The sequence below is a fragment of the Methylobacterium sp. J-059 genome (assembly GCF_022829485.1).
In the GTDB taxonomy this organism is placed as follows: domain Bacteria; phylum Pseudomonadota; class Alphaproteobacteria; order Rhizobiales; family Beijerinckiaceae; genus Methylobacterium.
The window spans coordinates 35834-54298 of the sequence record NZ_JAKSYA010000101.1 but is presented as its reverse complement, the minus strand read 5'-3'; the positions used below and the strand labels follow the sequence as shown (position 1 = coordinate 54298).

General features: G+C 72.3%; 22 protein-coding genes and 1 pseudogene. 13 read left to right on the top strand and 10 right to left on the bottom strand.

Annotated features, from left to right (window positions below; translation table 11 throughout):
- Positions 1-2: 2 nt before the first annotated feature.
- Positions 3-1466, top strand: coding sequence for a nitrogen regulation protein NR(I) (ntrC, locus tag MKK55_RS11845; protein ID WP_147728390.1), 1464 nt, complete (start codon positions 3-5; stop codon positions 1464-1466).
- Between the two features lie 26 nt (positions 1467-1492).
- On the opposite strand, the gene MKK55_RS11840 is transcribed toward ntrC, so the two are convergent.
- On the bottom strand, positions 1493-2287 hold the full coding sequence (locus tag MKK55_RS11840) for a flagellar hook basal-body protein (protein ID WP_243934850.1): 795 nt from the start codon (positions 2285-2287) through the stop codon (positions 1493-1495).
- A gap of 267 nt (positions 2288-2554) precedes the next feature.
- Between MKK55_RS11840 and MKK55_RS11835 the strand changes: the two are divergent.
- The 4 genes and pseudogenes from MKK55_RS11835 to MKK55_RS11820 form a co-directional block, all read left to right on the top strand.
- Positions 2555-3016 (top strand): annotated as a pseudogene (locus MKK55_RS11835) (alpha-hydroxy-acid oxidizing protein); the annotation flags it as partial.
- A gap of 210 nt (positions 3017-3226) precedes the next feature.
- Positions 3227-4984, top strand: a complete 1758-nt coding sequence (locus tag MKK55_RS11830) for an ArnT family glycosyltransferase (protein WP_409566055.1) — start codon at positions 3227-3229, stop codon at positions 4982-4984.
- Positions 4981-5712: a glycosyltransferase family 2 protein gene (locus MKK55_RS11825; RefSeq protein WP_147858776.1), complete on the top strand. Its 732-nt coding sequence runs from the start codon at positions 4981-4983 to the stop codon at positions 5710-5712. The genes MKK55_RS11830 and MKK55_RS11825 overlap by 4 nt, the downstream gene beginning before the upstream one ends.
- A gap of 5 nt (positions 5713-5717) precedes the next feature.
- Positions 5718-6053, top strand: coding sequence for a lipid-A-disaccharide synthase N-terminal domain-containing protein (locus tag MKK55_RS11820; RefSeq protein WP_147727719.1), 336 nt, complete (start codon positions 5718-5720; stop codon positions 6051-6053).
- Between the two features lie 85 nt (positions 6054-6138).
- On the opposite strand, the gene MKK55_RS29035 is transcribed toward MKK55_RS11820, so the two are convergent.
- A complete protein-coding gene (locus MKK55_RS29035) occupies positions 6139-6273 on the bottom strand; it encodes a hypothetical protein (protein ID WP_279593313.1) in 135 nt (44 codons plus the stop codon).
- A 223-nt stretch (positions 6274-6496) separates the two neighbouring features.
- Between MKK55_RS29035 and MKK55_RS11815 the strand changes: the two genes are divergently transcribed.
- Entirely contained in the window at positions 6497-7111 is a 615-nt protein-coding gene (locus tag MKK55_RS11815) for a pyridoxamine 5'-phosphate oxidase family protein (RefSeq protein ID WP_147727720.1), read from the top strand.
- Between the two features lie 7 nt (positions 7112-7118).
- Here MKK55_RS11815 and metC read toward each other — a convergent pair whose 3' ends face one another.
- Positions 7119-8306, bottom strand: coding sequence for a cystathionine beta-lyase (gene metC / locus MKK55_RS11810; RefSeq protein ID WP_147727721.1), 1188 nt, complete (start codon positions 8304-8306; stop codon positions 7119-7121).
- Between the two features lie 86 nt (positions 8307-8392).
- Complete coding sequence (locus MKK55_RS11805; RefSeq protein ID WP_187273697.1) at positions 8393-8566, bottom strand: Rmf/CrpP family protein; 174 nt, start codon at positions 8564-8566, stop codon at positions 8393-8395.
- An 85-nt stretch (positions 8567-8651) separates the two neighbouring features.
- Here MKK55_RS11805 and MKK55_RS11800 point away from each other — a divergent pair, with 85 nt between their 5' ends.
- The 5 genes from MKK55_RS11800 to MKK55_RS11780 all read left to right on the top strand — a co-directional run bounded on the left by MKK55_RS11800 (position 8652) and on the right by MKK55_RS11780 (position 12960).
- Positions 8652-8924, top strand: a complete 273-nt coding sequence (locus tag MKK55_RS11800) for a hypothetical protein (protein ID WP_147727722.1) — start codon at positions 8652-8654, stop codon at positions 8922-8924.
- 121 nt (positions 8925-9045) lie between these two features.
- Positions 9046-9951: an EamA family transporter RarD gene (gene rarD, locus MKK55_RS11795; protein ID WP_147727726.1), complete on the top strand. Its 906-nt coding sequence runs from the start codon at positions 9046-9048 to the stop codon at positions 9949-9951.
- Positions 9952-10001: 50 nt separating this feature from the next.
- Positions 10002-12368, top strand: coding sequence for a response regulator (locus MKK55_RS11790; protein ID WP_243934848.1), 2367 nt, complete (start codon positions 10002-10004; stop codon positions 12366-12368).
- 93 nt (positions 12369-12461) lie between these two features.
- Positions 12462-12668, top strand: a complete 207-nt coding sequence (locus tag MKK55_RS11785) for a hypothetical protein (protein ID WP_147727724.1) — start codon at positions 12462-12464, stop codon at positions 12666-12668.
- A gap of 13 nt (positions 12669-12681) precedes the next feature.
- On the top strand, positions 12682-12960 hold the full coding sequence (locus tag MKK55_RS11780; protein WP_243934846.1) for a hypothetical protein: 279 nt from the start codon (positions 12682-12684) through the stop codon (positions 12958-12960).
- 10 nt (positions 12961-12970) lie between these two features.
- On the opposite strand, the gene MKK55_RS11775 is transcribed toward MKK55_RS11780, so the two are convergent.
- Positions 12971-13972 (bottom strand): P1 family peptidase, encoded by a 1002-nt coding sequence (locus MKK55_RS11775; protein ID WP_243934929.1) that lies wholly within the window; start codon positions 13970-13972, stop codon positions 12971-12973.
- 75 nt (positions 13973-14047) lie between these two features.
- On the opposite strand from MKK55_RS11775, the gene MKK55_RS11770 reads away from it, so the two are divergent.
- On the top strand, positions 14048-14509 hold the full coding sequence (locus tag MKK55_RS11770; protein WP_243934844.1) for a GNAT family N-acetyltransferase: 462 nt from the start codon (positions 14048-14050) through the stop codon (positions 14507-14509).
- A gap of 119 nt (positions 14510-14628) precedes the next feature.
- Positions 14629-16188, top strand: coding sequence for an ATP-binding protein (locus MKK55_RS11765; RefSeq protein WP_243934842.1), 1560 nt, complete (start codon positions 14629-14631; stop codon positions 16186-16188).
- A gap of 31 nt (positions 16189-16219) precedes the next feature.
- Here the strand turns inward: MKK55_RS11765 and cysC are convergent, their stop codons facing one another.
- The 5 genes from cysC to MKK55_RS11745 form a co-directional block, all read right to left on the bottom strand.
- Positions 16220-16828: an adenylyl-sulfate kinase gene (gene cysC, locus MKK55_RS11760; protein WP_243934841.1), complete on the bottom strand. Its 609-nt coding sequence runs from the start codon at positions 16826-16828 to the stop codon at positions 16220-16222.
- Positions 16829-16926: 98 nt separating this feature from the next.
- Positions 16927-17352, bottom strand: a complete 426-nt coding sequence (locus MKK55_RS11755) for an acyl-CoA thioesterase (protein ID WP_243934840.1) — start codon at positions 17350-17352, stop codon at positions 16927-16929.
- Between the two features lie 85 nt (positions 17353-17437).
- Positions 17438-17566, bottom strand: a complete 129-nt coding sequence (locus tag MKK55_RS29030; RefSeq protein WP_279593315.1) for a hypothetical protein — start codon at positions 17564-17566, stop codon at positions 17438-17440.
- Positions 17567-17727: 161 nt separating this feature from the next.
- Positions 17728-18009 (bottom strand): hypothetical protein, encoded by a 282-nt coding sequence (locus tag MKK55_RS11750; protein WP_147729335.1) that lies wholly within the window; start codon positions 18007-18009, stop codon positions 17728-17730.
- Positions 18010-18125: 116 nt separating this feature from the next.
- Complete coding sequence (locus MKK55_RS11745) at positions 18126-18311, bottom strand: YegP family protein (protein ID WP_243934839.1); 186 nt, start codon at positions 18309-18311, stop codon at positions 18126-18128.
- Positions 18312-18465: the final 154 nt, after the last annotated feature.

Sequence of the window (18465 nt, the reverse complement as noted above, 5' to 3'; positions counted from 1 at the left end):
TCATGCCCAACGGCCACATCATCGTCGCGGACGACGACGCCGCCATCCGCACCGTCCTGAACCAGGCGCTGTCGCGGGCCGGCTACGAGGTCCGCTCCACCGGCAACTGCGCGACCCTGTGGCGGTGGGTGGCGCAAGGGGAGGGCGACCTCGTCATCACCGACGTGGTGATGCCCGACGAGAACGTGTTCGACCTGCTGCCGCGCATCAAGCGGGTGCGGCCGGAGCTGCCGGTCATCGTCATGAGCGCGCAGAACACCTTCATGACCGCGATCCGCGCCTCCGAGCGCGGCGCCTACGAGTACCTGCCCAAGCCCTTCGACCTGAAGGAGCTGATCGCCATCGTCGGCCGGGCGCTGTCGCGCCCGCGCGGCACGGCCGCAGCCGCCGCGCCGCCCGACAACGAAGATATCCCGCTGGTCGGGCGCTCGCCGGCGATGCAGGAGATCTACCGGGCGCTCGCCCGGCTGATGCCGACCGACCTGACCGTGATGATCACCGGCGAGTCCGGCACCGGCAAGGAGCTGGTGGCCCGCGCGCTCCACGATTACGGCCGCCGGCGCACCGGCCCGTTCGTGCCCGTCAACATGGCCGCGATCCCGCGCGACCTGATCGAATCGGAGCTGTTCGGCCACGAGAAGGGCGCCTTCACCGGGGCGCTGCAGCGCTCGGCCGGCCGCTTCGAGCAGGCGGAGGGCGGCACGCTGTTCCTCGACGAGATCGGCGACATGCCGATGGAGGCGCAGACCCGGCTGCTGCGCGTGCTGCAGCAGGGCGAGTACACCACCGTCGGCGGCCGGGTGCCGATCAAGACCAACGTCCGCATCATCGCGGCGACCAACAAGGACCTGCGGATCTCGATCCAGCAGGGCATCTTCCGCGAGGACCTGTTCTTCCGCCTGAACGTCGTGCCGCTGCGGCTGCCGGCCCTGCGCGAGCGGTCCGAGGACGTGCCCGACCTCGTCCGCCACTTCTTCATCCAGGTCGAGCGCGAGGGCCTCACGCGGAAGATGCTCGACGGCGAGGCGATGGAGCGCCTGAAGCGCTACCGCTGGCCCGGCAACGTCCGCGAGCTGGAAAACCTCGTCCGGCGGCTCGCCGCCCTCTACCCGCAGGAGACCATCACCGGCCCGGTGATCGAGGCGGAGCTCGACACGCTGCCGCTCAGCCCCCCGGCCTCGGCCGGGAACGGCACCGCGCGCAAGGCCGGCGCCGACAACGAGACCCTGTCCGGCGCGGTCGAGCGCCACCTCTCGGACTACTTCTCTGGATACCGCGACACGCTGCCCCCGCCCGGCCTGTATCACCGGATCCTGCGCGAGATCGAAGGCCCGCTGATCGGCGCGGCGCTCGCCGCCACCCGTGGCAACCAGATCCGCGCGGCGGAGCTTCTGGGCGTCAACCGCAACACCCTGCGCAAGAAGGTGCGCGACCTCGACCTGCAGGTGTTCCGAACGGCGCGCTAGGCGGACGGGTAGCGGCGCGCGCCGCGTCAGACGTACATCGCGATGGCCGATTGCAGCATCTCGTTGACGGTGCTGATCACCTTCGTGTTGGAGGAATAGGCCTGCTGCGTCTCGATCATCTTGGAGAACTGGTCCGAGATGCTCGCATTCGATTGCTCGACCGAGCCGCCGGTCACGGTCGCGCCGTTCAGGCCGAAGCTCGGCGCACCGGTGCTCGCGGTCGCGACGAAGGCGCCGCCGTCGAGCGAGGCGAGCGTGTCCCGCGCACCGAACTGGGCCAGGGCCAGGGTGCCGAGCGCCTGGGTGCTGCCGTCCGACAGGGTGCTGGTGAGGGCGCCGGCGGGCGAGACCGACAGGCTGGAGAGCGCGCTCGTGGCGGTGGCCGGCACCTGGACCGGCGCGCCCGTCGAGGCCCCGGCGAACAGGTAGTACCCGGCCCCGTTGACGAGGTACCCGCTGGCATCGGGCGCGAAGTCGCCGCGCCGGGTGTAGGCCAGCGCAGAGCCGAAGCTCGGCGCCGACGCGGTCCCGAGATTCTGCCGAACCACGAAGTAGCCGTCGCCGCCGATCGCGAGGTTCGTCGCGATGCCGGTCGACGCCACCGTGCCCTGGAGCCCCAGGTTCGACCGCGTGCTGATCGCGACGCCGCCGGCGGGCTGCGTCCCGGCCTCGGTCTGCGCCAGCATGTCGGCGAAGCTCGTATCCGTGCTCTTGAAGCCGGCCGTGGTGCTGTTGGCGATGTTCCCCGAGATGTTGTTCAGCGCGAAGGATTGGGCCGAGGTCCCGGTGATGGCGTTCGAGAGCGCATCCATCAGGCTCATCGCGGATCTCCTTCAGGGAACGGCCCGGTGCAACCGGGCCCGACCAGAACGTCGGCCGACCATTCCCCGGCCACCCTGCTTTGAGGATTTCATCGTTAATACGTGGTGTGTAACGATTTATGTCTCGATCTGGCATGAGCTCTTCCTGGATGCGAAGCTCGACATCTTGGAAACATTTGGAAACGACTGAACTAGCGGGGCTCGGACACCCGCACCTGCACCGACTGCCACGCGCCCGGCTTCGAGAACGAGGTCAGCCGCAAGCCGATGTTCGACGGGATCGACGTCGACCGGGTGACCAACCTCTACGGCACCGGCATGACCTGGGACTACGTGCGGCGCCTGCGCGGCCTCGTGAAGGGCAAGCTCGTGCTCCAGGGCATCGTCACGAGGGAGGACGCGAAGACCGCGCTCGACCACGGCGTCGATGCGCTGATCGTGTCGAACCACGGCGGCCGGGCCGAGGCGAGCCTGCAAGCCACGATCGGCGTGCCGCCGGAGATCGTGACGGCGGTGAACGGCCGCGTGCCCGTGCTGATCGACGGCGGCTTCCGCCGCGGCACCGACGTGCTCAAGGCCCTGGCGCTCGGCGCCACCGCCGTGTGCATCGGCCGCCCCTCCGTCTGGGGGCTGGCCGCCTTCGGCGAGCCCGGGGTTGCCGCCGTGCTCGCCATCATGCAGCGCGAGTTCGTGACGATCATGCGCCAGGTCGGCGCCACCACGACCGCCGGGATCGGCGCCGCGGCGTCGACCGGGCCTGACACGCGCCGCGCGGCCGGCCCCGTCCCTCGGGCGGCGGGGCCGGCATTTGACAATCCCGGCCGCATCATCGACACCGCCGGCCGTCTGGGCATCGACCGAACGACGAGGCCGGTTGCCGGTTCCGGAGCCGCGCATGACCGCCTTCTCGGCCCCCTCCTTCCGTTCCGCACCGCGCTCATGATCCCCAGCCAAGCCGCGCGGCGACCCGTCCCGGCCACGCGGCCCGTCCCGGCCACCGGGCCCGGCTTCGCGTTCGGCGACTTCCTCCTGAACACCGTGTCGGCGAGCCACGCGCGGGCCTGCGCCTGGCTGGTGGCGCTCTGCCTCGTCTGCTTCCTGCCCGGCCAGATCTCGCTCCAGCCGATGGACCGGGACGAGCCGCGATTCGCCCAGGCCTCGAAGCAGATGCTCGAGACCGGCGACGGCGTCGACATCCGCTTCCAGGGCGAGGCCCGGCACAAGAAGCCGGTGGGCATCTACTGGGCCCAGGCCGCGGCGGTGGCGGCCGGCGAGGCGCTCGGGGTGCCCCAGGCGCGAACCGAGATCGCGCTCTACCGCATCCCCTCGCTCGTCGGCGCGACCGCCGCCGTGCTGCTGGCCTACTGGGCGGCGCTCGCCTTCCTGCCGCGGCGCGGCGCCTTCCTCGCGGCCGCCCTGTTCGGCGCCTGCCTGATGCTCGCGGCGGAGGCGCATCTCGCCAAGACCGACGCGCTGCTGACCGCGTGCGCGATCGCGTCGCTCGGCGCGCTCGCCCGCGCCTGGCTCGGGCGATCCGGCCCCGGCCCCTCGACCGCGGGCCGGCTCGCGTTCTGGCTCGGCCTGGCGATCGGCATCCTGGTGAAGGGGCCGATGGTGCCGCTCTTCGTCGGCCTGCCGATGCTGGCCCTGTCGTGGAAGGCGCGCTCCGGCCACTGGATCCTGGCGCTGCGGCCGTGGTCCGGCCTCGCGATCGTCGTCGCGGTCGTCGCCCCGTGGTTCCTGGCGATCGCCTGGCGCAGCGGCAGCGCCTTCTTCACCGAGGCGGTCGGCCACGACATGCTGGCCAAGGTCGGCAGCGCCAAGGAGAAGCACTGGGCGCCGCCCGGCACCTACGCGCTGGTGTTCTTCGCGACCTTCTGGCCCGGTGCCGCCTTCGCGGCTCTGGCGATCCCGTTCGCGTGGCGCCGTCGCCGGGACGATGCGGTCGCGTTCCTGGTCGCGTCGATCGTGCCGGCGTGGCTGATGTTCGAGGCCGTGCCGACCAAGCTGCCGCACTACGTCCTGCCGCTGATGCCGATGGTGGCGATCCTCACCGTGCTGGCGCTCCGGGCCGGCGCCCTCGATCCGACGCGGCGCGGCGCGCGGGCGATGGCGCTGCTGGTGCCGGCGATCCCGATCGGGCTGACGATCGGCCTCGCCGTGGTCGCGTGGCGCCTGGACCGGGTGCTGCCCGTGCTGTCGCTGCCGCTGCTCGGGGCCGCCTGCGCGCTCGCGCTGGCCGCCTGGATGGCCTATGCGCGGAACGGCGCCGAGCGGGCGATGGTGTTCGCGATCCTCTCCGCCTGCGTGCTCTCGCCCGCGGTGCTCGGGCTGGCGCAGACCGAGATCCCGGCGCTGAAGGTCTCGAACCGGCTCGCCGCGATCCGCGACGCGCTGCCGTGCCGGCCGCAGGTCGCGAGCCTCGGCTACCGCGAGCCGAGCCTGGTGTTCCTGATCGGCACCGAGCTCGCCACCCCGAACACCGGCGCCGACGCGCTGGCCTTCCTCCATGCGGGCGGCTGCCGCCTCGTCTTCGTCGAGCAGCGCTCGGCCGCCGATTTCGCCGATGCCTGGCCCGTCGGCGGCGTCGGCCCGAAGGCGGTGGGGCAGGTGTCGGGCTTCAACATCAACGCCGGCCGCCGGGTCGACCTCACCGCCTACGCGGTGACGCCCACGGCTCAGACGGTGACCCCATGAACGCGACGTCTCCCCGCCTCAGCATCGTGGTGCCGGTGAAGAACGAGGCCGGCAACATCGCGGGGCTCGTCGCCGAGATCGAAGCCGCCTGCGGGGCGCTGGCGCCCTTCGAGGTGATCTACGTCGACGACGGCTCCACCGATGCGACGCCGGCCGCGCTCGACGCCGCACGTCAGGGCCGGCCCTGGCTGCGGGTGCTGCGCCACGCCCGCAGCGGCGGGCAGTCGGCGGCGGTGCGCAGCGGGGTCGCGGCGGCCGCCGGCCCGATCGTCGCGACGCTCGACGGCGACGGCCAGAACGACCCGGCCTTCATCCCCGTCCTGGTGGCGGCGCTGGAGCAGGCGGGCGAGGGGACGGGCCTCGCCCAGGGGCAGCGCAAGGGCCGCAAGGACGGGCGCTTCAAGATGATCCAGTCCCGCATCGCCAACGGCGTGCGCGGGCGGATCCTCAACGATTCCACCCGCGACACCGGCTGCGGCCTCAAGGTCTTCCGCCGCGCGGTCTACCTGCGCCTGCCGTACTTCGACGCCCTCCATCGCTTCATGCCGGCGCTCGTGGTGCGCGAGGGCTTCGCGATCGTGCACCGCGACGTGGTCGACCGCCCGCGCTTCACCGGCGTCTCGAACTACGGGCTGTTCGACCGCCTCTGGGTCGGCCTGCTCGACTTGGCCGGCGTGTGGTGGCTGATCCGCCGCAAGCGTCCGACGCCCGCCGTCACCGAGGTCTAATTCCGATGCTGATCCAGTTGGCGCGAGACCTGCCGGACTACTTCTACGACGTGTTCGTGACGCGGTTTGACTTCTGGCTGGTCTTCGGCATCGTCGCGCAGCTGGTCTTCGGCTCGCGCTTCATCCTGCAATGGATCGCCAGCGAGCGGGCGGGCCGGAGCGTGATCCCGCTGTCGTTCTGGTTCCTGTCGATCGCCGGCGGAATCATGACCCTGGTCTACGGCTTCGTGCGCCGCGAGCCGGTGATCATCATCGGCCAGGGCCTCTCGACCGGGATCTACCTGCGCAACCTCGCCCTAATCTTCCGCAACCGGCGCGGAACCGAAACCAAGGCGGGCTGAACCGGCATTCCCGCGCCCGAGCCGACCGGCCCGAGGCCGGTGCCGGACCGAGCCCTGCCGCGTCGCAGCCGGGTCCGCTCGGGGATCAGCGCCGCAGCGAAGACGGCCGCGGCAGCTGCCAAAGGTCGTCGTGGGACTCGGAGAACCGGGCGAGATGCCGATCGGCGTAGAGGCAGAGGAAACCGAGGGCGCAGGGCAGCCCGAACAGCAGAACCATCATCCACGGCATAGCGTCGACGTCTCATCTGAGAGCGGAAGCCGCGCGGCTCTCGTCGACGCGGTGCACAATGGGTTAATGCATGTTAGGAACGCGTCAAGGCATCCTAGGACACGACACCTAGTTTTGGCACCACAGCGTTAAGCGCGCGACACCGCGATGCCGCGCTTGATCCCCCGTCGCGCCCGTGCTCGTCTCGCCCCACCCACGCGCCGTTCGGAGCCCGATGCCACAGGACGATGCCCGCCACCCGCTCCCGCCGTTCCACGACGACCTCGACGCGGCCTTCGCCGAAGCGTGGCGGCTGCTGGCGGACGGGGTCGCGCAGGGACGGAGCGCGTTCCACGCTCCGAGCTTCGCGACGCTGGACCAGGCGGGCCGCCCGCGCAGCCGCACGGTGGTGCTGCGGGAGGCCGATGCCGCGACCGGCACCCTGCGCTTCCACTGCGACCGCCGCTCGGACAAGGCGGCCGAGGTCGCGGCCAACCCGGCCTGTGCGCTCCACGCCTACGACCGCGCGGCGAAGATCCAGATCCGGATCGAGGGCAGCGCGGGTCTCCACGTCGACGATGCCGTGGCGGACGCGGCCTGGGACGGCTCGCGGGCGATGAGCCGGGTCTGCTACGGCATCGCGCCCGCGCCCGGCACCGCGCTCGATGCCGGCGGCGGCTACGCGGTGCCCGACGAGGCGGCGGCGCTGACCGTCGGCCGCCCGAACTTCGCCGCCGTCCTCGTCCGCGCCGACGCCCTCGACTTCCTCTACCTCGACCGTCGCGGCCATCGCCGCGCCGGCTGGCGCCGCGACGGGGAAGGGTGGCGGGGCGAATGGCGGGTGCCGTGAGGGCGCCTCAGGCCGCCGCCCGCAACCGCGCGAACCCGGCGTCGAGATCGGCCTTCAGGTCCGCGACGTCCTCGAGCCCGATGTGGAAGCGCAGGGCGGGACCGCCGGGGGCCCACTGCGTCGCCGTGCGGTAGGGCCTGCAGTCGAAGGGAATGACGAGGCTTTCGAAGCCGCCCCAGGAGAAGCCCATCCCGAACAGCTCCAGGCCGTCGAGCATCGCGGCGAGGGCGGTCTCCGAGACGGGCTCGAGGACCACGCCGAACAGGCCCGATGCGCCGGAGAAGTCGCGCTTCCAGATCGCGTGGCCGGGATCCTCGGGCAGGCCGGGATGGAGGACGCGCAGCACCTCCGGCCGCTCCTGCAGCCAGCGCGCCATCTCGAGGCCGGCGCGGCCGTGCTCGCGCAGCCGCAGGTTCATGGTGCGCAGGCCGCGGAGCGCCAGGAACAGGTCCTCGGGGCCGGCGCAGGGGGCGATCTGGTCGAAGGTCCGCCGCACCGCCGGGAAATGCGCGGCATTGGCCGAGGTCAGGCCGAGGAGCAGGTCGGATCCGCCGCTGAGATACTTGGTCCCGGCCTCGACGGCGATGTCGACGCCGCGCGCGTGCGGCGGGAACAGCAGCGGCGTCGCCCAGGTGTTGTCCATGATCACGGTGCCGCCGCGGGCGTGGACCGCGTCGGCGATCGCCGGCACGTCCTGCATCTCGAAGCTCTGCGAGCCCGGCGCCTCGACCAGCACGGCCTTGGTGTTGTCACGCATCAACCCGGCGATGCCGGCGCCGACCAGCGGGTCGTAATAGGTCGTCTCGACGCCGAAGCGGGCGAGCAGCCCGTCGCAGAAGATCCGGGTCGGGCGGTAGGCGGAATCGGTGACGAGCAGGTGGTCGCCGGCCGAGACCGAGGCCATCAGCGCGACGGTGAGCGCGCACAGGCCCGAGGGCGTCGCCACCGTGCCGGCAGCGCCCGCCACCTCGCTCCAGGCATCGGTCAGCGCGTCCATCGTCGGCGTGCCGCTGGTGCCGTAATTGTAGCGGCCGCGCCGGTGCACGATGTCGTCGTAGGTCGGGTACAGCACGGTGGAGCCGCGATAGATCGGCGTGTTGACGAACCCGTGCTGCGCCGACGGATCGCGCCCCGCATGGACGAGGCGCGTCGCGACCCCGAACGACTCGGCGGTCTTGGACGAAGGCTTGGACATGGGCGCTTTGGCTCTCGGGCTGCGATCGGACGACGAAGCCCGGCAACCCGGCGGAGGTCAAGCGTGCGCCCGGGCCGCCCTTTCGGTCAGCCGGCGTCCGTGACGGTGGCCTCCTCGTAGGCCTGCAGCCAGGCGGTGCGCTCCTCCGAGCCCTCCGCGTAGGGGCAATCGTCGATCGGCTTGCCGTAGAGGCGGGCGTTGCGGCCCTGGATGAACGGGCTGTCGCTGGCGGTGGCCTGGGCGTTCGCTTCGGGTTTCATGGGATCTCCCTGTGAGGTGTCCCTTCGTTAACGGCCTTGGGCCATCCTCGGCTCCGTCGTCGTTCGCGTTGCCGGAACCCGTCGCTTGCGTATCCTGCGTCTCCTCGCCGCCGGCGTCTCGGCCGGCGCCTCGATCCTCGTGATCGGGTTCGTCTGCGCCGACCGGCTGGCCCACACGGTGCCGAGCCCGGTCGCCCGCATCGTCCTGCCCGAACCTTCGGCGACCGGATCGATCCCGGCGCCGGAGAAGCCGGTCGCGGCCGTGAAGCCGGCGCCGGCGAAGATCCCGAACGGGTTCGACACCGAGCGCCTAAACGCGCTGATGCGCGGCGACCCGATCCTGCCGACGAAGCGCTGACGGCGCGGGCGGGGCGGATGCCTGACCTGCGCCGCCGGGCCTGACCGAAGCGGCCGGCGCGGGCTAGATCGCCAGGACTTCTCCGCGCCGGATGCCGGCGGACGCGATCGGGACGGACACCGTGGGCCTCGTCTACGCGCTCGGCGCCTATCTGAGCTGGGGCCTCGTCGTCCCGGTGCATTTCCGGCTGCTCTCGGGCTTCTCCCCGAGCCACATCCTGGCGGTGCGCATCCTGTGGTCGTGCCTGTTCGCGGTCGCGCTGGTGCTGCTGTGGCGCAACCGGGTGCGCACCCCGTTCCCGTTGCGGCCCCGGCACGCGCTGCTCTTCGTCTCGGCCGGGCTGATCGGCGTGAACTGGCTGCTGTACCTGCAGGCGGTGAACAGCGGCCACCTGCTCGATGCGAGCCTCGGCTACTACATCAACCCGCTGGTCAGCGTGGCGCTCGGCGCCGTGGTCCTGCGCGAGCGCCTGCGCCCGCTGCAGCGGGTCGCCGTCGGCATCGCCGCGGCCGGGGTCGCCATCGCCGTTGTGCTGGCCGGCACGTTGCCGCTGGTGGCGCTCGAGCTCGCGATGAGCTTCGCCCTCTACGGCCTGGTGCGGAAGGTGGTCGGGGTCGACCCGGCGGTCGGGTTCCTCGCCGAGACGCTGATCCTGACGCCGGCGGCCTTCGTCTGGGTGCTGCTGTCGCCCGAGCCGGCCCTGCCGCCCGATCCGCGGGACTTCGCCCTGCTGGCGCTGACGGGGGTGACGACGGCCCTGCCGCTGATCTGGTTCGCGGCGGCCGCAGACCGCCTGCGCCTCGCGACGCTCGGCCTGATGCAGTACATCGCCCCGACCTGCCTGCTGGCCTTGAGCGTCCTCGCCTATGGCGAGCACGTGGCGCCGCACGCGATCCCGATGTTCGGGCTGATCTGGCTGGCGCTGGCGCTCTACGCCTTCGACCTTCTCCGCGCCGGCCGGGCGGCGCGAGCGCATGGCGTGCCGGGCGAAACCGCCGCGCCGAACCCGGGCGCGATGCGTGTATAAGGCCGCTTCGTGCCCGGCATCCGCCGCGGGAAGCCAGTCCGAGTGTTGCGATGAGTGATCCCAGCGAGCCTGCCACGGTCACGCAGGCCGACTACGAGAACCTCGCCGAGGCGCTGCCGCAGCTCGCCTGGATCGCCACCGCGACCGGCGACATCATCTGGTACAACCGCCGCTGGTACGACTACACCGGCACGACCCTCGCGACGATGCGCGGCTGGGGCTGGCGCGACGTCCACCATCACGACCACGTCGAGGCGGTGACGGAGCGCTTCAAGGCGGCGATCGCCGGCGGCGATGCCTGGGAGGACACCTTCCCGCTGCGGGGCAAGGACGGCACCTTCCGTTGGTTCCTGTCGCAGGCGATGCCGCATCGGGACGCGGCGGGCCGGATCCTGCGCTGGTACGGCACCAACACCGACATCACCCACAAGCAGGAAGCCGAGGACCGGCTGCTGCAATCCGAGGAGCGGTTCCGGGCGCTCGTCGACGCCTCCACGGCCGTGATCTGGAACACCGACGCCGCCGGCGCCCTGCTGCCGCCGCAGCCGCGCTGGAGCGCCTATACCGGCCAGTCCGAGGAGGCCTTCCAGGGCTGGGGCTGGATCGACGCGGTCCATCCCGACGACCGGGCGCATGCCGCCGAGGTCTGGGTCGGCTGCATCGAGGCGCGCACGCCCTACGCCGTCGACTACCGCCTGCGCCGGCACGACGGGCAGTGGCGCGACATGGAGGTGCGCGGCGTGCCGGTGCTCGCCGCCGACGGCTCCTTGCGCGAATGGGTCGGCTCCAACACCGACATCACCGACCGGAAGGAGGCCGAGGCCGAGGTCGAGCGGGCGCGGCAGGCCGCGGAGGCCGCCAACCTCGCCAAGAGCCAGTTCATCGCCAATATGAGCCACGAGCTGCGCACGCCGCTCTCGGCGGTGATCGGCTACTCGGAGATGCTCGGGGAGGAGCTCGAGGATATCGGGCAGGCCGCCCTGCTGCCCGACCTGCGCAAGATCGAGGCGGCGGCCCGCCACCTGCTCTCGCTCATCAACGACGTGCTCGACATTTCCAAGATCGAGGCCGGGCGCATGACCGCCTCGGCCGAGCACTTCACCGTCGCCGACCTGATCTCGGACGTCTCCGACGCCACCGGCTCGCTCGTCGAGAAGAAGGGCAACCGCTTCGTCCTCGACCTCGCCGACGACCTCGGCGCGATGCACCAGGACCAGACCAAGATCCGCCAGTGCCTGCTCAACCTGATCGGCAACGCGGCCAAGTTCACCGAGAACGGCACGATCACCCTGAAGGTCGAGCGCCAGCGCGAGGCCGGCGCCGACTGGTTCGGCTTCTCGGTGGCCGATACCGGGATCGGGCTCACCGAGGAGCAGATCGGCCGGCTGTTCGAGCGCTTCGCCCAGGCCGATGAATCGACCACGCGGCAGTTCGGCGGCACCGGCCTCGGCCTCGCCATCACCCGCGCCTTCTGCCGCACCATGGGCGGCGACATCGGCGTGACCAGCGTGCCCGGGCAGGGCTCGACCTTCACCCTGCGGCTGCCGGCGATCCTGGCGGTCGAGGACGAGGGGCAGGTCGCGGCCGAGCTCGCCGTGCCCGCGCCGGTGCACGCGCACGAAGAGCACGACGCGGTGCTGCTCGTCGACGACGACCCGGCCGCGCGCGAGCTGCTGCAGCGCTTCCTCGAACGCGAGGGCTTCCGCGTCCGCACCGCCAACGACGGCCGCGCCGGGCTGACGCTGGCGCGGGCCTTGAAGCCGCGCGCGATCCTGCTCGACGTCGAGATGCCGCGCATGGACGGCTGGGCGGTGCTGCACGCCGTGCGCAACGACCCGGAGCTCGCCGGCATCCCGGTGATCATGACCTCGGTGGTGGCCGAGCAGGGCCTCGGCCAGGCGCTCGGCGCCACCGACTACTTCGTCAAGCCGATCGACTGGGACCGGCTCAAGGGCCTGATGGACCGCTACCGGCCGGAGGGCGTCGAGGCCCGCGTCCTCGTCGTCGACGACGACGCGGACGCCCGCGAGCGCCTGCGCCGGACGCTCGCGCGCGACGGCTGGAGCGTCGACGAGGCCGAGAACGGCCGGGCGGCGCTGGAGCATTTCGAGGCGCAGCGCCCGAACCTGATCCTGCTCGACCTGATGATGCCGGAGATGGACGGGTTCGGGTTCCTGCGCGCGCTGCGGGCGCGGCCCGACGGCGACGTGCCGGTGGTGGTGCTGACCGCCAAGGAGATCACCGACGCCGAGCGCAGGAGCCTCCAGGCCCAGGCGGACCGGGTGATCGAGAAGGGGTCCTTGAGCCTCGCCGAGATCGGCCGGCAGTTGCGCGTGCTCTACGCGCGCGAGGTCTCCGCGCCGGTGCCGAAGAGCATGCAGGGGCTCCTCGACGCGCTCGCCGCGCGGGAGCGCTAGCGCGCGGATCGGCGCACCGGCGGAACCTTCCGCCGGCTCGCCCCTTTGCAATCCCGGTACGCGCCCGTCGCGGCGGGGCCTTGGAGCGCGCCCATGAATCCCATCGTCGTCGTCGCCCTGATCTGCGCCTCGTCGGTCCAGGTCCAGGATTGCAGCCGGGACAACGCCCTCGACGTGGTGACGGGCCCGGCCCACACCCTGCAGGAATGCCTGATCCAGGGCCCGGTGCTGGCCGCCAATGCCGGCCTCGGCAACGGCAAGGACAGCTACGTGAAGACACGCTGCGAGCCGCGCCGCTGAGGATCCCGCCCCGATGAGCGACGACGTCGATCCCGAGCGTGCGGTGATGATCCGGCTTCGGGCCCGCCTCGCGGTGGTCGAGCGTGCGGCCTGGTTCGGGATGGTCCACGCGATGCGGACCCGCCCGGCCGAGGTCGAAGCCTACATCGCCGCCGAGCGCGACAAGTGCGCGACCGGGTTTGCCGGCCCGAAATGGGCGCGCGACCTCACCGATGCCGAGCGCGCGATGCTCGGAGCGGAGGTGGATGCCGGCCTCGCGCAGTTGCTGCAGGACGCCCGCGACGAGGCCTAAGCCCGCCGCCCTACGCGCCCGATCCGAACCGGTCGCGCCAAGCCGGCGGAAGGCCGTGCGTTCCGGGCAAGGACGCCGCCGCGTACACCCCGATCGCGACGGCACGGGCCAGCACCTGGGCCGCCATGTCGCCGAGGCGCGCCAGGTCGCCGATCGGGTCCGCCGGCGCCACCGCCCCCGTCGCGACGGAGAACACCACGTCGCCGTCGAGGGGCGTGTGCACCGGCTGGATCGCCCGCGCGAGGCCGACCTGCGCCGCCACCGCGAGGCGCCGGCACTGCGCCTTGGTCAGCGCCGCGTCGGTGGCGACCACCGCCAGCGTCGTCGCGGCGCCGGGCAGGCCGCGGACGGGAAAGGCGAGGGCGTCGTCCGGCATCGCGCCGGGCCAGCCGAGGCCGCCGAACTCCGCCGCCCGCTCGAACGGCGCCGCCCAGAAATGCGGGCCGTCGCCGACCGTCACCCGGCCGAAGGCGTTGACCGCCGCGAGCGCGCCGACCCGGAAGCCGGTGCCCGGAACGTCGGCCGAGGCCGAGCCGATCCCGCCCTTGAGGTTGGCCGTGCGCGCGCCGGTGCCGGCCCCGACCGAGCCGAGCGCCACGTCCTCCGAGGCCATTTGGGCCGCCAGGAACCCGAGCTCGCGATAGGGCGGATAGCGCCCCCACGCCTTGTCGCCGCCGTTGAACAGGTCGAACAGGATCGCGCCGGGCACGATCGGCACCCGCATCCCGCCGACGGGAAAGCCGCGCCCGTTCTCGGCGAGCCACGCCACGACCCCCGCGGCGGCGTCCAGCCCGAAGGCCGAGCCGCCCGACAGCACCAGCGCGTCGATGCCCTCGACGGTGCGCTCGGGGTCGAGCAAATCGGTCTCGCGGGTGCCCGGCCCGCCGCCGCGGACGTCCACCGCCGCCGTGACCGGCCGGTCGAACACCAGCGCGGTGACGCCGCTGGCGACCCGTGCGTCCGCGGCGTGGCCGACCCGGATGCCGGCGATGTCGGTGATGGCGTTCCGCATGGATGGCAGCATGCCACGATCGCGCGCGGGCCGCACGGCTTGAGCGGCGATGCGGGCGGGTGCAGGATCGCGACGATGCCCCAGGACGTCGTCATCCGCCCCGTCGCCCGCGCCGACCACGCGCAGTGGCTCCCGCTCTGGGAGGGCTACAACCTGTTCTACGAGCGCGTCGGCCCGGCGGCGATCCCGCCCGCGGTGACGCAGGCGAACTGGGAGCGGTTCTTCGACGCCTACGAGCCGATGCACGCGCTGGTGGCCGAACGCGACGGCCGGCTGATCGGCCTGACGCACTACCTCTACCACCGCATCACCACGGCCACCGCGCCGTTCTGCTACCTGCAGGATCTGTTCACGACGGCCGACGCCCGCGGGCGGGGCGTCGGCCGCGCGCTGATCGAGGCCGTCTACGTTGCGGCGCGCCGCGCCGGATCGCCCCGGGTCTACTGGCAGACGCACGAGACCAACGCGACGGCGATGCGGCTCTACGATCAGGTCGGCGACCGCTCGGGCTTCGTGGTCTACCGCAAGCCGCTCTGAGCCCGTCGTCCACCGCGACCCCGCGCCTGTGGACGCGCGACGCGCCGGACGCATCGCGAAGGGTGCTCGCGTGTTAACGGGAGGCTCGGGATTTCCCGCGGCGTGCAACCGGAGCGACGATGGCGTTCGGCATCGAGATGGGGCTCGGGCTCGACGGGCAGGGCATCGGCCAGCCGGCCCGCCTCGACCTGGAGGAGCTGCTCGCGACGCGCCTGCTCGTCCAGGGCAATTCCGGCTCGGGCAAGTCGCACCTGCTGCGCCGCCTGCTGGAGCAGAGCGCCGGCCACGTGCAGCAGGTGGTGATCGACCCCGAAGGCGACTTCGTCACTCTCGCTGAGGCGCACGGCCACCTCGTGGTGGACGGAAGCCACGGGGAGGGCGACCTGCAGGCGATCGCCGCGCGGGTGCGCGGGCACCGCGTCTCGGTGGTGCTCGACCTCGAGAGCCTCGACATGGAGGCGCAGATGCGCGCCGCCGCCGCCTTCCTCGGCGGGCTGTTCGAGGCCGAGCGGGCGCATTGGTATCCCTGCCTCGTCGTGGTCGACGAGGCACAGATCTTCGCGCCGGCCGCCGCCGGCGACGTCTCCGACGAGGCCCGCAAGATCGCGCTCGGTGCGATGACCAACCTGATGTGCCGCGGGCGCAAGCGGGGCTTGGCCGGCATCATCGCGACGCAGCGGCTGGCCAAGCTCGCCAAGAACGTCGCGGCCGAGGCCACCAACTTCCTGATGGGGCGCACCTTCCTCGACATCGACATGGCGCGGGCCGCCGACCTGCTCGGCCTCGACCGGCGCGGCGCGGAGCGTTTCCGCGACCTGGCGCGGGGCGAGTTCGTGGCGCTCGGGCCGGCGCTGAGCCGCCGTCCGCTGGCCCTCCGCATCGGTCCGGTCACCACCTCGTCGCGCGCGGCCTCGCCGACCCTGATCCCGCTGCCGCAGGCGGCGGACGCGGACCTGCGCGCCCAGATCCTGGCGCCGGCCGAAGCCGGCTTCGCCTACCCGACGCGGGCGTCGCGGGCGCCGGCGACGCCGCGCGTCAGCCCCGCCGACCTGATGCGGGAGCTCGCCGCCCACCGTCCGGAGCCGGCCGCCGCCCCGCCCGTGCTCGACGAGGCCGAGAACCGGGCCGGCTGCGAGGCGATCCTGCGCGGGCTGGTCGCTGAGCCCGAGGCCGGGCGCCAATCCGTCGCCGTGGTCTACCAGGACTTCCTGGTCCGCTGCCGGATGCGCGGCCTCGACGGCGAGCGCGTCGGGCTCCAGGCCTTCCGCCGCTCCCTGAGCGTGGCACGGGCCGGGATCGATGCGGCGCCCGCCGCGACCGACGGGGACGAACGCTGGACCCAGGCGCAGGGGGCCGCCGCCGGGATGCCGGAGGAGGTCCAGGGCCTGTTCCTGCTGCTGGCGCGGGCGGCGCTCGCGGGCGAGCCCTGTCCCGGCGATGCGGCGCTGGCCCGGGCCATCGGCAGCCGCTCGCCCGGCCGCGCCCGGCGCCTGCTCGGCTACATGGAAAGCCGCAACGCCATCGTCTGCCGCGTGGACTTCTCGAAGAACCGTATCATCGCCCTGCCGGCGCTCGGCTGCGAGACCGCACCGGGCGACCCGAAGGCGGACGTCGCCGAGCCTGCGGCGGCGGACGCCCCCGATCCCGGGGCTAGCTGGGGGCTGTTCGCGGCGGAATGAGGGTTTTGCCGCGAACGCGAGACGCTTGGGGTCAGCCTGCGCTGAGCCGCATCAGCTCCGCGATCAGGGTCCTCGACGACTCCGCAACGCTCAGCCCGTCGGTGACCAAGGTCATGTCGGGGTCGAGCGGCGCCTCGTAGGGCGCCGAGATCCCCGTGAAGTTCGGGATCGTGCCGGCCCGCGCCCTGTCGTACAGGCCCTTCGGGTCGCGCGCCTCGCACACCGCCAGCGAGGTGTCGATGAAGATCTCCAGGAACGGGATGTCGCCCGCGATCTGCCGCGCCGTCGCGCGCTCGGCGCGGAACGGCGAGATCAGCGACACGATCACCACCAGTCCCGCCTCCGCCATCAGGCGCGCGGTCTCGGCCGCCCGCCGGATGTTCTCGGCGCGATCGGCCGCGGTGAACCCGAGGTCGCGGTTGAGGCCGTGGCGCAGGTTGTCGCCGTCGAGCACCATGGCGTGCCGCCCCGCCTCGGTGAGCGAGCGGTCGACGGCGTTGGCGATGCTCGACTTGCCCGCCCCCGACAGCCCGGTGAACCAGGCGATGGCCGGGCGCTGGCTCAGGCTGCGCCAGCGCGTCTCGCGGGGCTGAAGGGTCTGCCAGGTCAGGTTGTCGGCGCGGTGCGACGGGTCGGGCAACGGCACAATCCTCGGGCCAGCTCTCGCATCCCCCCGCCCCCTCGGGGATCCGCTCGCGCGATGCCTAGCCGGAACCGCGTCGGAACGGAACCCGTCGATCACGCTCGCGTGAACGACGGCTCCGCCACCGGGGCGGCCTTGGGGATCGCCCTCGGCCGACCCTCGTCGTCGATCGCGACGAAGGTGAAGGTCGCCGACGTCACCTTCTCGCGCACCTGCGTCCGGAAGCGCCGCGCCCAGGCCTCGACCTCGATCTTCATCGAGGTGCGCCCGACATGCCCGATCCGGGTGTAGACGCAGAGCACGTCGCCGATCCGCACCGGGCGGATGAAGGTCATGGCGTCCAGGGCCACGGTGACCACGCGGCCCTCGGCCCGGTCGACCCCGGCGATGCCGCCGGCCTGGTCCATCTGCGACAGCACCCAGCCGCCGAAGATGTCGCCGTTGGCGTTGGTGTCGGCCGGCATCGCGATGGTGCGCACCGTCAGATCGCCCTGCGGTTCCTCGGCGCTGTCCCGGTCCATGCGGTCCTGTTCCTTGGCGCGAAGCGCACCGACGCGCTCGGGGCGCGGCGCCGATTATGCGCGAACGCCGCGATGTCGAAAGGGGTCAGGGCATCAGGCCGGCGAGTTTCAGGCCGGCCGCCAGGAAGACGGCGGCGGCGCAGACCAGGCATTCGAGCGGGATCGATTGCCAGAGGTCGCGCGCGACCACCTCGCGCGTCGCGATATCGTCCATGGGGCGTTCCTCCCGGGCGGACCGATCTGATGCCGGCCGTCCCGAACGTGAGACCCTACACCGGATCGCGCGCGAACGCAGCCCGTTTGCCCAAGTCATGAAAAAACCCGACGGCCCCAAGGGCCGCCGGGTTCAGACTTCGACGCAGGCTCGCCGTGCGATCAGTAGAAGAACCGACGACGCGGGCCGTAGAAGCGGCGGCCGTAATACGGACGACGGTAGAACGGACGCGGGCCGTAGAAGCGGCGGCCGTAATACGGGCGGCGGTAGAAAGGACGCGGCCCGAACCGGCGACGGTAGAAGTACTGGGCCTTCTCGGCGACCGCGGGGGCGGCTTCCGTCTGAAGGGCGAGGCCGGGGCCGACCGGAGCGGCGGACGCGCCCTGCGGGGCGGCGGCCGCGAAGCCCAGGACGAGCAGGGCGGCCAGCAGGAATTTCCTCATCGCGGATCTCAACTCTTTCGTGGATGGGAGACGTACGAGCGGGGCTTGAGCCCGAGCCGTCGAAACGCACGAACCGCGAAAAGCGTTTCGTCGCGAAAGCCGACTTTCGGTTGTGATCAGGCGATCTGCGTCGTCATGTCGACGACCTTCGCGGTCTCGCTCTGACGGACCAGCGCGATGCCGTGCTCGCAATCCTCGCGGCGCACGTAGCCCTCGCCCGAATCGGCGACGACGTTGCCGTTCTGCGCCCGCAGGCGCCAGCGCCAATGACCCGGCGCATCGCGGTAGATCTCGAATCGCATCGGGGCTGCTCCTGTCTCGATGCCGTCGAGATGGGGCGCGGGACCACCGCCGGCAATGCTCCCGCGCCGGCGGCAGGACACCGGATACGGAAAAGCAGAAGGCCGCCCCGGGCATCCGGGGCGGCCTTCTCGATCAGGTCAGGAAGTGAGCTGG